This window comes from Trichococcus palustris (assembly GCF_900114465.1).
In the GTDB taxonomy this organism is placed as follows: domain Bacteria; phylum Bacillota; class Bacilli; order Lactobacillales; family Aerococcaceae; genus Trichococcus; species Trichococcus palustris.
On the sequence record NZ_FOTD01000006.1, the window covers coordinates 1 to 17,778 of the forward strand.

The following is a 17,778-nucleotide window of genomic DNA, read 5'->3' on the forward strand; positions in this document are numbered from 1 at the left end:
AAACGAATCCGCTAAGTGCTGTAAGGAGGACTGAAGCGCAATACTGTCGACTTCTTTCAACCAACCGGTTTCTTCTTCCCTTTTCATTTTGGGGAGCATGGCGGAGCAAGCGTTATAGGACAAGCCTTTGCCGGTTTCCGCATAGGTGGTGTTCCAGAGATCCAGAAAGTGATTAAAGACAAATCGTGAACAGCCGATGGTTTTCGCAATCAGAATGGTTTGTTCCTGATTGGGATAGAGGCGGAATTGATAGGCTTTGTATCGCAGCATTGAACTCATCTCCTTTACTCCAATTATACGCCGAGGCTGTCATAAGAACAAAAAAGACCGCGCCGATTCATCCCACGATTGAAATCACGGGTGTTCTCGGCGCAATAATAAAGAAAAACGAGGTGAATCTTCATGAAAGAAATTTGCTACCGCAATGAATATAAGCATGAAATATCACAGAAAAACAAAATCATCCTCACGAGCCGATTGAGGAAATTTCTGCCGCACGATGAGAATGCCATCGACAACAGTTATTTCGTCAAAAGCTTGTACTTCGACACCATCTATGATGACGCCTTTTGGGAAAAGGAGGATGGCGCAGCCTATCGCGAAAAGTTCCGAATCCGCCACTACAACAACGTTCACTCCTTCATCCGCTTGGAAAAGAAAGTGAAGGACGGTGCCGTCGGGTACAAAAGAAGCGCGCGGCTCACAAAAGAACTGGCCGAACAGCTCATCCAGAAAAACTATGACGTTCTGGCCGATGAAACCGACCCTCTGCTCCAGGAATTTTATGCGAAATGCAAAAGCCAATGCATGGAGCCGAAAGTCATCATCGCCTATGAACGGGAGGCTTTCGCCTATGTGCCCGGCAATGTACGCGTCACCTTCGACTACGACATGCATGCCTGCACGCAGGTATCAACCTTTTTCTCCTGCGAAACAACCGGCATGAGGGAACCCGGCATCGCTTGCGTCCTCGAAGTCAAGTTCGACAAATACTTACCGCTTTGGATCCAAAATTTGGTCCAGGTGGAAGAAACATCCAGCACATCCCATTCGAAATATGTCATCGGCCGGCATCTGAACCAATACTGACCATAACCAGGAGGAACAACAATGAACACTTTCACCGATATTTTGAAAAACAGCTTTTTGGACCAGACATCCGACTTTTCCATCGCGGGGGCTGCGGTTTCCCTTTCCTCCGCCCTTCTCATCGGGCTTTTCATCTTCTTCATCTACAAGAAGACCTACGCCGGCGTCATGTATTCCAAACCGTTCAATACGTCATTGGTCCTTTTGACGGTCCTGACCACCTTCGTCATCCTGGCGGTAACGTCAAACGTCGTCCTTTCGCTCGGGATGGTCGGAGCCCTTTCGATCGTCCGCTTCCGTACCGCCATCAAGGAACCCTTGGATCTGGTTTTCCTTTTCTGGTCCATCAGTGTCGGCATCATCCTCGGCGCCGGGCTTTACCCCCTGGCTTTCTTGGGATCCGTGTTCACCACTGCGATCCTGCTGCTTTTGACAGCCAAGGTCGACGGGTCCGCCCCTTATATATTGATGCTGCACCTGGAGAATGAGAATGCGGAATTGGAAGCAGTCGAACTCCTGAAGAACCGCTTCGGCAAACTGGTCGTGAAATCAAAAAGCATCACCCATGGCCAACCCGAACTGATCTATGAAGTGAAAATAAAAAATAACGAAACCAATTTCCTGAACGACCTCTGCGCTCTCGAAGGCGTCCAAAATGCAACCTTGGTCAGCTACAACGGCAACCAAGCCTGAGCTGAAACAACCAAAATAAAATGAACTTATTAGGAGACAAATATGATGAAAAACACTAAAATGAAGATGAATAAACCCTTCTCGAAATACCTTTACCTCACCAGCAGCCTTGTGCTCTTGACCGCCTGTTCAGCGGATGCAGACACTGCTTCCACATCCAGTGCCGTCAGCATCCCAGAAAACACAACCACATCAGATTCTTCCTATTCAACCGACAACAGCACCCTTGTCTCCTTCGAAGCGGAAGCCATCACAATCGATGGCTCAGGCGCGACGGAAGCGGACAGCATCCTCACCATCACCAAGCCTGGGACCTACATTTTGAGCGGCACGCTCAGCCAAGGACAGGTGCGGGTCGAAGCAGCCGACGAAGCCGATGTCCAAATCGTCTTGAACAGCGTCTCCATCACCAACTCCACCGGCTCCGCAATCTATGTGAAGAGTTCGAACCAAACGACGATCACCCTCGCCGAAAATACGACCAATACCCTTACGGATGGCGAAAGCTACACCTTTGAAGACAGCGAAGATGAACCGGACGCTACCCTATTCAGCAAAACGGATCTTGTCCTGAACGGAACAGGAACACTTGTTATCGACGCGAACTACGCACACGCAATCAAAGGCAAAGACGATGTGACCATCGCCGAAGGTATCTATAATATAACCGCAGTCGGCGACGGCATAAAAGGCAGAGATTCCTTGACGATTCAAAGCGGAACATTTAATATAGTATCCGGCGGTGATGGCCTGCAGACTACCAATGAGGAAGAGGAAGGCAAAGGATACCTGTCCATCCAATCCGGTTCCTTCACCGTTACCGCGGGAGGGGATGGCCTCCAAGCGGCCACCGACCTGCAGATCAGCGGCGGAGATTTCGCTCTGACAACGGGCGGCGGCAGTGCCAACAGCACCAAGGATGCCAACGGTGGATCACCAGGATTCCCAGGTGCTGTAGAAAGTTCCAGCAGCGAAGATGCAGCCAGCGCCAAAGGTCTGAAAGCCGGAGCATCTTTAGCGATTGCCGACGGGACCTTCTCGTTGGATACAGCGGATGACGCCCTGCACACCAATGACGCCATCACGATACAGGGCGGGGACTTCACCATCTCTTCCGGCGATGACGGCATCCACTCCGATGCTTCCTTGACGATCGATGGTGGAACGTTCGACATCGTCCAAAGCTATGAAGGCCTGGAGAGCATGGCGCTCACCATCAATGGGGGCGAATTTAACATAACAACATCCGATGACGGCATCAATACATCAGGAGGCAATAACGTTTCCTCATCTGATGGCAGCAACACCGTTCAAGACACGTTCGCAAACACAGCTACAGGATCCGGTACATTGATCATCAACGGCGGTACGATTACCGTCAACGCCGTCGGTGACGGTGTCGACAGCAACGGCAGCATTGAAATGAATGGCGGCACGCTCGTTGTGAACGGTCCGACGGAAAATGACAACGGAACCTTGGACTATGATACCAGCTTCGCTATGAACGGCGGTACCCTCGTCGGAATCGGCAGTGCCGGCATGGCGATGAGTCCTTCGTCGACATCCACCCAAAGCTTCCTGTTCACGACCGATTTGGCACTTTCCGCCGATGAAGCCATCCAGATAACGGGACCGGACGGCGAAGTCATCCTGACATTCAAGGCTTCCGAAGTTTCGCAATCACTCGTTGTCTCGACACCGGAACTGGTTGAAGGGAATACGTATACGGTTTCTTCCGGCGGCACGACAGCTACCGATCTGGCGGCCACGACTGAGGCCAGCTCCAGCGGCATGATGGGCGGCGGCGCTGCACCAGGCGGATTCATGAAATAAGCAAAGGCATAGATGGAAAGGAACTACCATGAAAAAAAGAAAAAAAAGGAAAAAATTAAAAAAGAAATATTCTGTTTTGCTGGTGGCTCTCTGCATTACCGCAGGCATCCTCTTGACAGTTTCCAATAATGCAACAGAACCCGATTATTCAGATTACAGCGCTTCGGCAAAAGCGGTGCCGGCAGGTGTTTCGGACACTACCGTCGCAACAGAAGAAGCAGCGACGATCAATGCCCCCTCTACGGATGCGGGCATCGCCCTTTCGGACGAACTGGCTCGGTTGAATGAAACCTACCCCAACCAAGTCGGATTCGTTCTGATAAACGAAGGGACGGGCGAAACCATCGCCACAAACGAATCGCGCATTTTCACGAGCGCCAGCCTCTATAAACTGTTCCTTACCTATGCTGTATTGGAAAAGGTCGACAAGGGCGAGCTGGCCTTGACCGACGTGATGGATGACACGCTGGAGGGGTATTCCGGAGCGACCATCGACGATTATTTGACGGACACCATCACCCTTTCGGTGAACGAAACGGCCCATGGCCTCGCCCATCTCATCGGCTGGCAAAACGTAGAGTCCTTCATCCATGAGAACGGCTTTAAGAATACGACCTTTAACCCTTACCTGGAAACGGACGGCATTTATTACTCCGGAACCTTGCAGACCACGCCGGCCGAGGTGGCTGAATTACTGGAACGCCTGTTGAAGGGCGAATTATTGTCGGAATCGAGCACCTCTTACTTCCTCTACCTGTTGGCGGATCAGCAATTGGTTTACGCACTGAATACGGGGCTGACGGATGAAGTTTCCTTTGCACACAAAACCGGCATATTGGATGATGTTTCCCATGATGCCGGCATCATCACGCTGGATGGCCAGGATTATATTGTCGCCGTCCTGACCGACGGCTGGCAAAACGCAATCGATGAAGCGACCCCTGTCTTTGAGAGCGTCGGCGCTTCCATCATGACTTATCTGCATGCATCGGAAAATAAATAAACATCACAAAAAAAGATTTTCCTTTTCGAACATAAGAAAAGGAAAATCTTTTTTATTTTCTCCATCCCAAGCTGCCGCCTGAAAGCCAGACGGGCCCCACCTTTCTATCGCGCTTGGTGGGATTCCGTCGCCTATTTTTCCCCTGCTGCGGATGGGCAAAATTAGGTAATTCGACTTATGTGCGGTATGATGGCGGGGTACTTACCTTTCATCAACGTTCTGTTCCAAAAAAATCGGACTGATTCAAGACAGTACAAGTAATTATTAAGAGGAGAAAAACATGAAATTACAGGTAGAGAAACGCACTGAGGTTGGATCATCTGCTGCTAAGCGTGCAAGAATGAATAAGAAAATCACCGCGGTCATCTATGGAAAAGACGTTGAAGCCACTCCCGTATTACTTGATGCAAAAGATTTTGATGGGATCCTTAAGAATTTAGGCATAAATGCCATCTTCGATGTAGCTGTGTCCGATGGCAAGACTGCACAAGTGATCATCAAGGATGTCCAAGTCGACTCCCTAAGCAACCAAATCTATAATGTGGCATTACAAGCCATTAAAAAAGGCCAAAAATTGACAATGAGTGTGCCTATTCACCTTGAAGGCGCAGAAGAAGTCAAAGAAGGCATCTTATCCCAAACACTGAACGTATTGGAAATCGAAACCATTTCCACTAACATACCCACTGAATTCGTCATCGATGTCAGCAAAATGAAAATCGGCGAAGCCCTGACGGTTGCTGATATCATCGTTGATAAAGACATCACTATTCTTGCGGATGCAGACGAAACCGTTGCGGTTGTAGCAGCACCTTCAGCTTCGGAAGAAACAACGCCAGCTGCAGCAACAGAACCTGCAGTGATCGGCGAAAAACTAAAAGCATAAGCCATAACCAAAAGGACTGAGAGGGTATATTCCCTTTCAGTCCTTTTTTGATGTTATTCACTTTTTTGCAAGACATGCACCGTCGGACAGATTAGCTCTTCCATCATATCGTCTTGTTTGGCGCTGATCTGGCGCATGAGAGAATGATTTCCGCAACAGGAGGATTTCTCCGCGGAAAAGATTTCCACTTTTGCGGGCTCATTCATCGGGCAAGCCGTGACGGGACAAGCATTGCATTTTTTTCTACCGCTCCCGATCAAGCGGATTTGCCGGAATAAAATATAGCCCATCAGGCTCAAAAACAACAGTAACACAATCCAAGATTGCAGATTCATTCAGTATTCCTCCTCATTTCTCATTTGACCATCGGTTTCGCCAGGCTTCCCCATAGCGGCGAGGCCAGTTTAGGGGCGGGCCGCACAACCAGGAACAGCAGCGCGGCAACAGCAGCGAACGCCAAACCGGCCGCAAATCCAAACGGCGTCCCCAACAGGAAGACCGAGCCGATTTGGTTGATGATGAAAGCCAGCACATAAGCCAGCGTCGTCTGGTACAGGACACCGAACGCAGTCCACTTCGCGCTGCCGAATTCCGTCCGCATCGCCCCGACCGCCGCGAAACACGGCATACAGATCATATTGAACACGAGAAACGAAACGGCGCTGACCGGATTGAATAGCGTACTGAAGGCCGTAGCCACTTCCGCTTCCGAGCCGGTCGCGCCCATCAGCACACCCAGCGTACCGACGATGTTTTCCTTCGCGATCAGTCCTTGGATAGTCGCCACCGTCGCTTGCCACGAGCCGAAGCCCAACGGAGCGAAGAAGACGGCGACAACGCTACCGATGTTAGCCAGGATGCTGTCGTTGCCTGCTCCAGTCATCTGCAACTGCCAGTTGAAGGACGACAGGAACCAAATCAGGCTGGCGCTGAGGAAAATGACCGTTCCGGCATTTTGCGTGAAGGCCAGACAACGTGCCCCCACCGCACGCAGAATGCTTTTCCACTGCGGCCAATGATACATCGGCAATTCCATGACGAACGGCGAAGGCTCGCCGGCGAAGATGGCCGTTTTCCGCAGCAAAACGCCTGAAAAAACGACCGTCGCGATACCCAGCAGGTACATGGATAAAGCCACCCAGGAGGCCCCGCCGAAGATGGCATTGGCGATCAGCGCGATGACAGGCAATTTGGCTCCGCAAGGGATGAACGACGTCGTCATGATCGTCATGCGGCGATCTTGCAAATTTTCGATGGTGCGCGAAGCCTGGATGCCCGGAACCGAACAACCGGATCCGATCATCAAAGGGATAAAGGATTTACCCGACAAGCCGAAGCCCCGGAACACCCTGTCCATGACAAACGCAACCCGCGCCATATAGCCGCTGTCCTCCAACAAGGTCAAGCAGAAGAACAAGGCTGCCATCTGCGGCAAGAAACCCAAGACCGCTCCCACCCCGCCGATGGCACCATCAATGACCAAACTGCTGACGGCAGGATGGATAGCAATCTTGTCAAAAAAATTCTGCGCCGCTTCCGGTACAATCCGCCCGAACAGTTCATCATTTACCCAGTCGGTCCCCCACGTCCCCACCGTCGTGATGGCGAAATAGTAGACCGCAAACATGATCAGGATGAAGATCGGCAAGCCCAACCAACGATTCGTCACCACCTGGTCGATGTAGACCGAGACGGATTGTTTGTTTTGGTTCTTGACCAATACCTTCTGCGTCACTTTGGTCACGAACTGGTAGCGTTCGTTGATCAGGATGGCTTCGGAGTCGTCGTCCAAATCCTTTTCGTAGCGGCTGAGCAACCCTTCCATCACCTGCAGCGCGTCTGCGGGGATGTTCAATTTCTCTGCTGTCTGGCTATCCCTTTCAAACAGTTTGATGCTGTAATACCACAGCAAATGTTGTGGCACAATCGGCGCAAGAATCTCCTGGAAAGTGTCCAAAATGCTCTGAACTACCGTACTATAGGAAATCGGTTCGGCAATCCTATGATCGACGGCGGCTACCGCTGCAATCAGATTGTCCATACCGCTCTCCTTCAAAGCCGAAATCGTGACGAACGGGATGCCGAAAGCCCGGGAAAGACCCTCCACATCCAACTGGTCGCCGCGATTTTCGACGATATCCATCATATTCAAAGCGACGACCATCGGCAGATGCAATTCCATCAGTTGGGTCGTCAAATAGAGGTTCCTTTCCAAGTTGGATGCATCTACAATATTCACGATCAGATCCGGCGCATCCATCGTCAGAAAATCGCGCGTGACGATCTCTTCGATCGTATAAGGCGACAGGGAGTAGATGCCCGGCAGATCGACGACTTCCGTTTCACCGTCCTGCCGCAGTGTCCCCATTTTCTTCTCGACCGTCACTCCCGGCCAATTCCCCACTCTTTGGGTGGAACCGGTCAGATGATTGAACAAGGTCGTCTTCCCGCTGTTCGGGTTCCCTACCAAAGCAATGCTCTTAGCCATTCAGTTTCCTCCCCCAAAGTTGACTTCTATCATTTCCGCATCTTTTTTGCGGATGGAAAGTTCGTATCCGCGAACCATTATTTGAAGGGGGTCACCCAAGGGCGCAACTTTGCGGACATAGATGGGCGTCCCTTTCGTGATGCCCATATCCATCAGCCTTCTGCGGGTTGCCCCTTCCCCCGTTACTTTGTTCACAATGGCGGTCACACCAATCGGCAAATCTCGTACATTTGTCAAACCGCTCACTCCATTCACTTGAATTGCTTCCTTACGCACCTAATTGAGAATAATTCTCATTACGGAATAAGAGTACGTCATACAGACGTTGAGGTCAAGTAAATTCGGAAATTTTGCGATTATTTCATCCCTTCTTATCTTTTTCCGGACAAAAATATGCCATCCCGAAGCAACAGCCATCTTATCGCAGTTTTTACCATCTCAAAAAGACCCCTGAAGGAAGAAAGTACTCTTCTTTCAGGGGCCACTCTGCTTCTATTATTACCGGTCATTGCTAGCGGAAATGGTCATCTTTTCTCCTGTTGACGCCGGAAACATCAAAAACGGCTTTGATGACGACCGCGATGACGGCCCCCAAAACGGCCCCGATCGGCCCGAAAAGCAGGATGCAGATGACGGTCGCAGCAAATGTATACAGCGGACGGATACCGATTTCCTTACCGGTGATGAACGGTTCGGCTACTTGGCGGACGATGGCGAGGATGATGTACAGCAGACCGATTTGCCATGCCAGGGTGGTGTTGCCCAACAACAGATGGATGATGGCCCACGGAATCATCACCATGCCGCTGCCCAATACGGGAATCAAATCAAGGACGGCGATACCCAAAGCTTTCAGAAACCAGAAGTCGATCCCGAAAAACAGGAAGCCGACGCAAAGGATCAAAAAGCTGATGCCGGACAGTTTGATGCCCGCTTTCAGATAGCCCTTGATTCCTTTGCCGGTTGCGTTGATGATTTCTTGTATATAATAGCTGATTTTATCCAATTATGTTCACTCCTATCCTTATGAACAAAGTATACAGAAATAATACCGAATAAGTATCCGTCTTGGGGCGGATTTCCACCTGCTGCCTACGGTGCGTCTTTTGCTTCCGGGTGCCTGCGAAAGCATTCTATGTTACTATGATAAAGGAAAAAACAGAATATTTCACGTTTGAACAACGTCAAAGGAGCCTAAGATGGATACTTCTTATTTTAAAAAATTTTATGACAAATCCCGTTCCGAACGGATCGCCGCCCTGCAGCAAGCCGGCATCCTATCCGAAGAGGATGCCATCCGATTGGAAGATGGACTCGCACTGTCCCCGGAAATAGCCGATAACATGATCGAAAACCAGCTGTCCACCTATGAACTGCCCTACGGCGTCGCCTTGAATTTCCTGATCGACGGGAAAGACTATGCCGTCCCGATGGCAATCGAGGAGCCATCCGTCATAGCGGCCGCCAGCTCCGCCGCCAAAACCATCGCGCAGGCGGGCGGTTTCGCAACGGTCGTGCAGAAGCGGCTGATGATCGGCCAAGTCGCCCTGAAAAAGGTGCCGGACAGCGCCTTGGCCGAACAGACTATCCGAGCCCATGAAGCGGACATCCTGAAGCGGGCGAACGAAGCGCACCCTTCCATCGTCAAACGCGGCGGCGGCGCCCGCAAAGTTTCGGTGCGCATCATCCCGGCCGATGCAATCGGGGGAACACCCGAATTTGTCGTCGTCCACCTGCACGTGGAGACGTTGGAGGCGATGGGAGCCAACATCATCAATACGATGATGGAAGGCGTCAGCCCTTACCTGCAAGACCTGACGGGAGGCGAAGCGCTGATGGGAATCCTGTCCAACTATCCGACCGATTGTCTGGCCACCGCCACCTGCCGTATCCCGGCGAACGCCTTGGCAAAGGGGGAGCTTTCGGGTGAGGAAGTCCGCGACCGGCTGATCGAAGCTTATCAATTCGCCTATGTCGACCCCTACCGCGCCGTGACCCACAACAAAGGCATCATGAACGGCATCGATGCCGTCGTTCTGGCTTCCGGCAACGATTGGCGCGCGATTTCCGCCGGCGCCCACGCCTATGCTTCCCGTTCCGGCCAATACCGCTCCCTGTCCTCCTGGAAAAAGGCGGAGAACGGCGATCTCATCGGAAGCCTGACCCTGCCCTTGCCTGTCGGTGCGGTCGGCGGTTCCATCAGCTTCCATCCTGCGGCAAAGATGACGAGAGCCATCCTTGGTGATCCATCCGCAGCCGAACTGGAAGCCGTCATCGTTTCCGTCGGCTTGGCCCAGAATTTTTCCGCCATCAAAGCCTTGGTGACGGAGGGCATCCAAAAAGGGCACATGGGCCTACAGTCACGGTCATTGGCGATCAGCGCCGGCGCCACTGGCGAACAGATCGAATGGGTTTCAGAGCAACTGAAGAAAGAAAAAAACATGAACTTGGCCACGGCAAAAGCCTTGCTGGAACAGCTGAAAGCCGAGTAGACATACAAAATTCTGCCCTGAATAAGGAAAAAACGTGACCAAACGGGTTCGTCGGTTATCTGACTCCCTTTTCACTCTCAAAACCCGACATTCAGGAGGAACGTCGGGTTTTATGGCTAATCGGCAGCAATCCAGGTGCGGCCTTCTATCGATACGGAGCGTACGCACAAAGAAAGCAGCATTCCCAATCAATAGCGGGATTGCTGCTTTTTCAATCTATTCATTCGTTTTGTTGATGTAGAGGCGTTTGTTGTCTTCCATGCCGGCCACACAGATGACAGCCGGATCGGCTGCTATGTCCAGCGTCACGGTTGAACCGTCCGTCGGCAAGGTTTGCGAGAACACCGCTTCGTATTCCTCAACCGTCAATTCCTTGCGGTCGGCGAATAAGGCTTTGTGTTCCGCGATGGCCAAGGCTTCGCGGAATCCTTCCTGCAGCCTGCCGGCGAAAAATTCACCGACAGCACCGGAACCGTAGCTGAACAGGCCGATTTTGTCGCCCGCCTTCAGGTCATCGGACAATTCCAGCAACGACAACAGGCTCAGATAAAGCGAACCGGTATAGATGTTCCCGACGATTTTGTTGTAGCTTGTGCTCGTTTGGTAATGCGCAACCAATCGTTCGCGGTCGGCTTGCGAACCTTGATCCAATATTTCGCGCAAAGCCTTCATGCCCATCTTTGTATACGGCAGATGAAAACAGATCGCTTCAAAATCCGCCAAGGTGGCGCCATATTTCGCTTTGTATTGCTCCCAGACATTCAAGAAGAAGGCGATGTATTGTTCGTTCGAGTATTTCCCGTCGACGAATGCCGTTTCCGAATAGATCGGTCTCCAAAAATCCATGACTTCCGACGTCAAATAGGCGCTTTCGTTCTCCAACACCAGGATGCGCGGTTTTGTGCTGATGACCATGGCAACAGCCCCGGCACCTTGTGTCACTTCACCGGCAGTGCCGATCCCATAGCGTGAAATATCCGTCCCTAGCACCAATACGCGGCTCTCAGGATTCAAGGCGATGTGGCCTTTCGCCATCTGGATGCCCGCCGTCGCCCCGTAACAGGCCTGCTTCACTTCGATTGCGCGCGCATGCGGTTGGATGCCCAACAGATCATGCACATAAACAGCACCCGCTTTGGAATTGTCGATCCCTGATTCCGTTCCGAAAATGACCAGATCAATCTTTTCCAGATCTTCTTCATCCAAAATCTGCAGGGCTGCATTCGCCGCCAATGTCACCGCATCTTGTGTGACCGGAGCGACCGCCATTTTTTCCTGTCCGATGCCGATTGTATATTTTGCCGGATCCACATTCCTCGCTTCAGCCAGCTTCACCATATCCACATATGTATTTGGCGTATAGAAGCCAATCTTATCTATTCCGATTTCCAAGTGAAAAACTCCTTTACTCTGCTATGTATCAGTAAAACTCTCACCTCAAATGATAGACCAGGTCCGCTGAAAACACAACGTCAATGCCCGAAATTTAAAAATAACTTAGAAAATTGACTTGCACCATCTCTATATTTTCTTTTCTTTAAAAAATCTTATATGCAAATCCTTCCATATTAAAGTAAAATAGAGATTCCGAAAGAAATAGATCCATTTTCAATATACATGCAAATCATTTTATCAACCAAAAGGAGTTTTATTATGGAAGAAGTTGTGATTGTCAGTGCTGCCCGCACCCCCATAGGTTCGTTCGGAGGAAGTCTGAAAGATAGTTCCGCCGTCGTATTGGGAAGCATGGCTGTACAAGCAGCCCTTCAGCGGGCAAACCTCTCCCTGAACGATATCGATTCCGTCATTTTCGGAAATGTCCTGCAGGCCGGGCTTGGCCAAAACCCCGCCCGCCAGATCGCCATCCAGTCCGGCATCCCCTTCGAAGTTCCGGCCATGACGGTCAATGAAGTCTGCGGTTCAGGCATGAAGGCCATCATCCTCGGCAGCCAGGCCATCCGTGTCGGCGATGCAGAAACCGTGGTCGTCGGCGGAACGGAAAACATGTCCCAGGCGCCTTATCTGCTGAACAACCAACGTTGGGGAAGCAAACTCGGTGATGTGCGCACAATCGACAGTTTGGTGCACGATGGCTTGACCGATGCGTTCGACCAGACCCATATGGGCGTAACCGCCGAAACGGTTGCGGAAAAATTCGGGGTGACCCGCGAAGAACAGGACGCCTTCGCCTTGCATTCCCAGCAAAAAGCCGCCGCTGCCCAAGCAGCCGGCCATTTCAAGGATGAAATCGTCCCGGTCTCGATCTGGGACCGCAAGAAACAGGAAACGCTTGCCGCAGAGGATGAATATATCCGTAAAAATGTGACAGCGGAAAGCTTGCGCAAACTGAAGCCCGCCTTCATGAAGGACGGTACAGTAACCGCCGGCAACGCGTCCGGCATCAATGACGGCGCCGCCGCCTTGGTTTTGATGGCCAAATCGGTTGCCGAGGCCCAGAACATCCCTTACCTTGCGACTTTGAAGGGATATGCCGAAGTCGGCATCGATCCCGCCATCATGGGCTATGCGCCCTACCATTCCATCAAAAAGGTTTTGGCTAACCTGGATCTTTCCGTCGACGACATCGACCTATACGAATTGAACGAAGCCTTCGCTTCGCAAAGCATCGCCGTAGCCAGAGACTTGGGTTTGCCGGAGGAAAAGATCAACATCAACGGCGGCGCCATCGCCCTGGGCCATCCGATTGGGGCATCCGGCTCCAGGATTTTGGTGACGTTGCTTTACGCTATGGAACGGACCGATAAAAAAATCGGCCTCGCCTCTCTTTGCGTCGGCGGCGGCATCGGCATCTCGCTGGTTGTCGAAAGACCCTGATTTCCCGAAATGGCGATTCCTTTCTGTTTTCAGATTTCTAAACCAGATCATCCAGGAATGTTCCATTAGGGAATTACTGCGTTCCCTGTTTTCGATTGCCGGATGGTGGCGCGGCGGTTTATTTGGCGCAGATAATGTCGGGAAAACCTTCCGAAAAGTCGGCGACGGTTTTTTTGATTGCTCCATCGCGATAATAACCCTTCGTGGAGCCTTCGGCAGGTTATTCTATGTGGAACGTTGTATTTTAAATTGTCGAACCACTTTCGGCGGGTTTATTCCGTTGGAACTCCACAATTCTCGGCATACAACAAAAGGGGGCTGGGACAAAATTCCTAGCCTCGTTCGCATTTCCTAACAATTAACCGTAAACGTGTTCCAAAAAGCAGACCTGAAGTCACTTCACGAATAATGCTCAGACGGTCTGCGACCATCCTCCGCTTATTCGCTCCAGTGATTCGGGTCTAAACGCTTTTTGTCTCACTCTCTTTTTTGACCGACTGAAATCGAACGACAATCATTTCTTGATGCTTGCCGCCATCTCCAGGATGGCTATCGGGTCTTTGGTGCTATCGATGGAGTAGACGACTTCCTCTTCTTGCCATTTGATCGTCGTCCGCGGTACAGAGGGGTCTGCGTAATCGATGCGGATGTGACCCGTATCTTTCGGCGGCGGTAAAAAGAGTGTTTCCAAGGCTTGGACAACTGCCCTTGCGGAGGAGACGCCACGCTCCCCGTCACTGATCAGCTGCCTCGTTTCCAGCAGCCAGTTGCCTTCATTCCATCCCAAAAAGGTCGAACCGGCTCCGGAATCCTGGTAGCCACTGATGCCGTATCCCAAGTCTACTTTTGGCGGAGCGCTTGGTCCGTATCCCTGACCGGCATCATGATGATCCACCGCTACAGCAGCAGCGGCTTTGCTGACATAGACGGTCGCTTCAAAAGTGGCTATCGGGGAAGCCTGCTGACTATCAGCCAAAGCGGGTGCGTTTACCGCAATCGGTTCCTTCGTTTCGTAATACGTGATGAAATAACCGTATGTCGTCCGTTCCGTCTTGGCGCTGACAAAAGCATAGCCCGGTTCAAGCGGGAGCCACGCCGGCAGGTTCAGCGGGCTTTCCCCCAGACTATCCGCCACTTCCTGCAGCACCACCCCGGTTGTTTGCCCGGTACCCGCACCACCGCTTTCTTGACTTTCCGCTGAACTTTCCGACTCAGGAATCGATCCGGAAGATGATTCCTTTTCTGAATCCGAACCGGAACTATCCTTTGCCGAACTGCTGGAAACAGCAGAGGATCCGTCCGGCTCACTGGCTAAAGATGCACTGACACTGGAAACGCCGGAAGAGGAGTCCGCCTTCTGAAACAAGCTGCAACTGCCGAGTATAGATGATACAAACAACATACCTGTTAGGAAAACCATCCGTTTTTTTGACACCGCTCTCATCCCTTTCTGCCTTAATGATATACGCAACCGTTTTCATCCGCAAGAGATACGCCCTTCGCTGCAATCCCCTCTCCGCCAGTTTCCGGAGACCGATGGAATTGTGTCCAAATGCGATATTTTATTGAGTTTTCAACGGAAATGTGGCATACTCTTTATGAGAAAATTTTAATTTTAAAATAGAAATTTGTAGAGGAGACTGAATCCGTGACGACCTACCATAGTACGCGAGACGCAGGAAATACACTGACGGCTTCACAAGCAATATTAAGAGGAATAGCTCCCGATGGCGGGTTGTATGTACCTGATCATATCCCTTCCTTAGATATTGCGCTGGATCAACTGGCCAACCTGACCTATCAAGAAACAGCCTATGCCGTAATGAAAAACTTTTTTGATGATTTTACCGAAGAGGAATTAAAGCACTGTATCGCGGCCGCCTACGATGAAAAATTCGACGATGCGACGATCGCTCCGCTTGTGAAAGCAGACGGCCACTACTACTTGGAATTGTTCCATGGCCCGACCATTGCATTCAAGGATATGGCCCTATCCATCCTGCCGCACCTCTTGACGACTTCCGCCAAGAAAAACGGCAGCACAAAAGAAATCGTGATTTTGACGGCGACTTCCGGCGATACCGGAAAAGCTGCCCTTGTCGGCTTCGCTGATGTACCGAACACGAAAATCATCGTCTTCTATCCGAAGAACGGCGTCAGCGCCATCCAAGAAAAACAGATGGTTACGCAAAAAGGCGACAACACCTATGTCGTTTCCATCGATGGAAACTTCGACGATGCACAGACAAACGTGAAGAACATGTTCGGAAATGCCGATTTGGCGGCACGTCTGGATGCTGCCGGCTATCAATTCTCATCCGCCAACTCAATCAACATCGGGCGTTTGATTCCGCAAGTCGCTTACTATGTGTACGCTTATGGTCAAATGGTCAAACAAGGCGCCATCGCTGCCGGTGAACCCATGAACGTGGTTGTGCCTACCGGTAACTTCGGAAACATCTTAGCTGCCTACTTTGCGAAACAAATGGGCTTGCCGATCCAAAAATTGGTCATCGCTTCAAACGAAAACAAAGTCTTGGTCGACTTCTTCCAAACAGGAGCCTATGACCGCAATCGCGACTTCATCCTGACGACTTCCCCATCCATGGATATCTTGGTTTCCAGCAATCTGGAACGTCTCTTGTATTTGATGGCTGACGAAAATCCGCAAGCCATCCAAACATTCATGAACCAGTTGAAAGAAGTGGGACGCTACGAAGTGACGGCAGCGATGAAAGAAAAAGCAAAAGATTTCTACGCCGACTACGCGAACGAAGCGGAAGTATCCGCACAGATCGCAAGCTTGTACCATACGGACGGCTATGTCATCGATCCGCATACAGCCGTTGCTGCGCATGTCGCAAACAGCTATACTGCGGAAACAAACGATGCTACGCCGATCGTCATCGCATCCACAGCCAGCCCATATAAATTCCCGCAGGCTGTATTGGACGCCATCGACCCTGAATTCGGTGACGGAACGATGGAAGAAATGTTGGAACGCTTGAGAGAATTGAGCGGTGTCGCTTATCCAAAAGCGATCGAAGAACTGCTTCATGCCGAAGTGCGTCATGACACGGTCATCGCCTCCGACGAAATGCAGGACAGCGTGGAATCCATCCTTGGATTGAAACGTTAATTCCAATAGTAACATTCATACTGATGATCTGGATCACTCCAGATCATCAGTTTTTTTATTGCCTTCGTATTGCGGTACTTCTTGTCCATATTTTGGTAAAATAGACTTGAGCAGAATCCGCTACAGAAATGAGAGAAACCTTATGAAAATATTGATTGACGGGGATGCCTGCCCCGTAAAAGACATCGTGATCGAGGAAGCCGTGCGCAGAAAGATTCCCGTCACGATCGTCACCAGCTTTTCGCATTATTCCAACGCCGAACAACCGCCCGGCGTCAAGACCGTATACGTGGATTCGGGAGCGGACGCAGCCGATTTCCGGATCATCCAATTGGCCGTAAAAGGCGACCTTTTGGTTACGCAGGACTACGGGTTGGCTTCCCTCGCATTGCCGAAAGGTCTGACCGTGCTGCACCACAAAGGTTTCCAATATGACAACGACAATATCGGACAGCTGCTGGAATCCCGTTATCTGAGCGCCATGATCCGCAAAAGCGGCAAACGGACAAAGGGACCGAAACCATTCACGACAGAAGACCGCCATAAGTTCAGGCATTTGCTGGTCACTATCCTTAAGGAAAAGACAACAGAATCATAAAGGGAGCGTGAACAATATGCGCAATGAAATCATTATCGAAGATGTGAAACACCTCGTCGCGGAAAAATTAAGAAACGAATCCACCGGACACGACTGGTGGCACACGTTGCGGGTCTACAACACCGCGATGGACATCGCCAAAGCCGAACAGCAAGGGAATCCCTTCGTCATCGCCTTGGCCGCCCTCCTACATGACGTCGCGGACCATAAATTCGGCTATACCGATGATGACCGGGAAGATATCATCACCACTATTCTGACGCCGTTTGAAGTCGGCGATTCCGTCATCCAAGCAGTCGTCTACATCGTGAACAACATGTCCTTCAAGCAAGGCAAAAACAAACACGTCTTGACCAGCATCGAAGGACAGATCGTCCAGGATGCGGATCGGCTGGACGCGATCGGCAACATCGGCATCGCACGCGCCTTTGCCTATGGCGGACATAAAGACCGCCCCCTTTATAATCCGGATCGCACCGAAGGCGAAGAAGGCGATACCATCAGCCATTTTTACGAAAAGCTGCTGCAGCTGAAGGACAAGATGAACACCGAAACCGGCAAACAAAAGGCGCTTATCCGCCATCAAAGAATGGAACAGTTCCTGCAGGACTTCTACGATGAATGGGACGGCAAATGATGGGCTAAAAGAATAAAGAGGGTGGTCACAAATCATTATTGCTGATTTGTGTCCACCCTCTAATTTTTTAACTTCGTTCGCCATT

The 17,778-nt window shown here is 51.0% G+C and carries 16 protein-coding genes and 1 pseudogene; 10 read left to right on the forward strand and 7 right to left on the reverse strand.

Going from position 1 to position 17,778, the window contains the following annotated elements:
- Positions 1 to 270: helix-turn-helix domain-containing protein (locus BM101_RS05405; RefSeq protein ID WP_177194401.1), on the reverse strand; the 270-nt coding region annotated here is incomplete at its 3' end.
- A 132-nt stretch (positions 271 to 402) separates the two neighbouring features.
- On the opposite strand from BM101_RS05405, the gene BM101_RS05410 reads away from it, so the two are divergent.
- From BM101_RS05410 to BM101_RS05430, 5 genes are all read left to right on the forward strand, one after another.
- Complete coding sequence (locus BM101_RS05410; protein ID WP_087033289.1) at positions 403 to 1,089, forward strand: polyphosphate polymerase domain-containing protein; 687 nt, start codon at positions 403 to 405, stop codon at positions 1,087 to 1,089.
- 21 nt (positions 1,090 to 1,110) lie between these two features.
- A complete protein-coding gene (locus tag BM101_RS05415) occupies positions 1,111 to 1,782 on the forward strand; it encodes a DUF4956 domain-containing protein (protein WP_087033288.1) in 672 nt (223 codons plus the stop codon).
- A 45-nt stretch (positions 1,783 to 1,827) separates the two neighbouring features.
- The gene (locus BM101_RS05420; protein ID WP_177194402.1) at positions 1,828 to 3,615 is read left to right on the forward strand and encodes a carbohydrate-binding domain-containing protein; all 1,788 of its coding nucleotides are present in this window, start codon (positions 1,828 to 1,830) and stop codon (positions 3,613 to 3,615) included.
- 28 nt (positions 3,616 to 3,643) lie between these two features.
- Complete coding sequence (locus tag BM101_RS05425) at positions 3,644 to 4,618, forward strand: serine hydrolase (protein ID WP_087033286.1); 975 nt, start codon at positions 3,644 to 3,646, stop codon at positions 4,616 to 4,618.
- 280 nt (positions 4,619 to 4,898) lie between these two features.
- Positions 4,899 to 5,504 carry a 50S ribosomal protein L25 gene (locus BM101_RS05430; RefSeq protein ID WP_087033285.1) on the forward strand — a complete coding sequence of 202 codons (606 nt, stop codon included), beginning with the start codon at positions 4,899 to 4,901 and terminating at the stop codon, positions 5,502 to 5,504.
- Between the two features lie 53 nt (positions 5,505 to 5,557).
- Here the strand turns inward: BM101_RS05430 and BM101_RS05435 are convergent, their stop codons facing one another.
- The 4 genes from BM101_RS05435 to BM101_RS05450 all read right to left on the reverse strand — a co-directional run bounded on the left by BM101_RS05435 (position 5,558) and on the right by BM101_RS05450 (position 8,998).
- Positions 5,558 to 5,839: a hypothetical protein gene (locus BM101_RS05435; protein ID WP_087033284.1), complete on the reverse strand. Its 282-nt coding sequence runs from the start codon at positions 5,837 to 5,839 to the stop codon at positions 5,558 to 5,560.
- A gap of 20 nt (positions 5,840 to 5,859) precedes the next feature.
- A complete protein-coding gene (gene feoB, locus BM101_RS05440; RefSeq protein WP_087033283.1) occupies positions 5,860 to 7,992 on the reverse strand; it encodes a ferrous iron transport protein B in 2,133 nt (710 codons plus the stop codon).
- Positions 7,993 to 8,229 carry a FeoA family protein gene (locus tag BM101_RS05445; RefSeq protein WP_087033336.1) on the reverse strand — a complete coding sequence of 79 codons (237 nt, stop codon included), beginning with the start codon at positions 8,227 to 8,229 and terminating at the stop codon, positions 7,993 to 7,995.
- A gap of 274 nt (positions 8,230 to 8,503) precedes the next feature.
- The gene (locus BM101_RS05450; RefSeq protein ID WP_087033282.1) at positions 8,504 to 8,998 is read right to left on the reverse strand and encodes an AI-2E family transporter; all 495 of its coding nucleotides are present in this window, start codon (positions 8,996 to 8,998) and stop codon (positions 8,504 to 8,506) included.
- 190 nt (positions 8,999 to 9,188) lie between these two features.
- Here BM101_RS05450 and BM101_RS05455 point away from each other — a divergent pair.
- Positions 9,189 to 10,484 (forward strand): annotated as a pseudogene (locus BM101_RS05455) (hydroxymethylglutaryl-CoA reductase, degradative); the annotation flags it as partial.
- Between the two features lie 216 nt (positions 10,485 to 10,700).
- Here BM101_RS05455 and BM101_RS05460 read toward each other — a convergent pair.
- A complete protein-coding gene (locus tag BM101_RS05460) occupies positions 10,701 to 11,876 on the reverse strand; it encodes a hydroxymethylglutaryl-CoA synthase (protein WP_087033280.1) in 1,176 nt (391 codons plus the stop codon).
- A 261-nt stretch (positions 11,877 to 12,137) separates the two neighbouring features.
- On the opposite strand from BM101_RS05460, the gene BM101_RS05465 reads away from it, so the two are divergent.
- Positions 12,138 to 13,319 (forward strand): acetyl-CoA C-acetyltransferase, encoded by a 1,182-nt coding sequence (locus BM101_RS05465; RefSeq protein ID WP_087033279.1) that lies wholly within the window; start codon positions 12,138 to 12,140, stop codon positions 13,317 to 13,319.
- 514 nt (positions 13,320 to 13,833) lie between these two features.
- Here the strand turns inward: BM101_RS05465 and BM101_RS05470 are convergent.
- Positions 13,834 to 14,754 carry a hypothetical protein gene (locus BM101_RS05470; RefSeq protein WP_143084434.1) on the reverse strand — a complete coding sequence of 307 codons (921 nt, stop codon included), beginning with the start codon at positions 14,752 to 14,754 and terminating at the stop codon, positions 13,834 to 13,836.
- 213 nt (positions 14,755 to 14,967) lie between these two features.
- Between BM101_RS05470 and thrC the strand changes: the two genes are divergently transcribed.
- The 3 genes from thrC to BM101_RS05485 all read left to right on the forward strand — a co-directional run bounded on the left by thrC (position 14,968) and on the right by BM101_RS05485 (position 17,693).
- A complete protein-coding gene (gene thrC, locus BM101_RS05475) occupies positions 14,968 to 16,458 on the forward strand; it encodes a threonine synthase (RefSeq protein ID WP_087033277.1) in 1,491 nt (496 codons plus the stop codon).
- Positions 16,459 to 16,600: 142 nt separating this feature from the next.
- Positions 16,601 to 17,056, forward strand: a complete 456-nt coding sequence (locus BM101_RS05480) for a YaiI/YqxD family protein (RefSeq protein WP_087033276.1) — start codon at positions 16,601 to 16,603, stop codon at positions 17,054 to 17,056.
- A gap of 16 nt (positions 17,057 to 17,072) precedes the next feature.
- Complete coding sequence (locus BM101_RS05485; protein ID WP_087033275.1) at positions 17,073 to 17,693, forward strand: HD domain-containing protein; 621 nt, start codon at positions 17,073 to 17,075, stop codon at positions 17,691 to 17,693.
- The last annotated feature ends 85 nt before the right edge of the window (positions 17,694 to 17,778 follow it).

Excerpts from the sequence above, each read along its gene's own strand:
- BM101_RS05410 (WP_087033289.1), top strand. The coding sequence starts at position 403 with ATGAAAGAAATTTGCTACCGCAATGAATATAAGCATGAAATATCACAG.
- BM101_RS05415 (WP_087033288.1), top strand. The coding sequence starts at position 1,111 with ATGAACACTTTCACCGATATTTTGAAAAACAGCTTTTTGGACCAGACA.
- BM101_RS05420 (WP_177194402.1), top strand. The coding sequence starts at position 1,828 with ATGAAAAACACTAAAATGAAGATGAATAAACCCTTCTCGAAATACCTT.
- BM101_RS05425 (WP_087033286.1), top strand. The coding sequence starts at position 3,644 with ATGAAAAAAAGAAAAAAAAGGAAAAAATTAAAAAAGAAATATTCTGTT.
- BM101_RS05430 (WP_087033285.1), top strand. The coding sequence starts at position 4,899 with ATGAAATTACAGGTAGAGAAACGCACTGAGGTTGGATCATCTGCTGCT.
- BM101_RS05435 (WP_087033284.1), bottom strand. The coding sequence starts at position 5,839 with ATGAATCTGCAATCTTGGATTGTGTTACTGTTGTTTTTGAGCCTGATG.
- feoB (WP_087033283.1), bottom strand. The coding sequence starts at position 7,992 with ATGGCTAAGAGCATTGCTTTGGTAGGGAACCCGAACAGCGGGAAGACG.
- BM101_RS05465 (WP_087033279.1), top strand. The coding sequence starts at position 12,138 with ATGGAAGAAGTTGTGATTGTCAGTGCTGCCCGCACCCCCATAGGTTCG.
- BM101_RS05480 (WP_087033276.1), top strand. The coding sequence starts at position 16,601 with ATGAAAATATTGATTGACGGGGATGCCTGCCCCGTAAAAGACATCGTG.
- BM101_RS05485 (WP_087033275.1), top strand. The coding sequence starts at position 17,073 with ATGCGCAATGAAATCATTATCGAAGATGTGAAACACCTCGTCGCGGAA.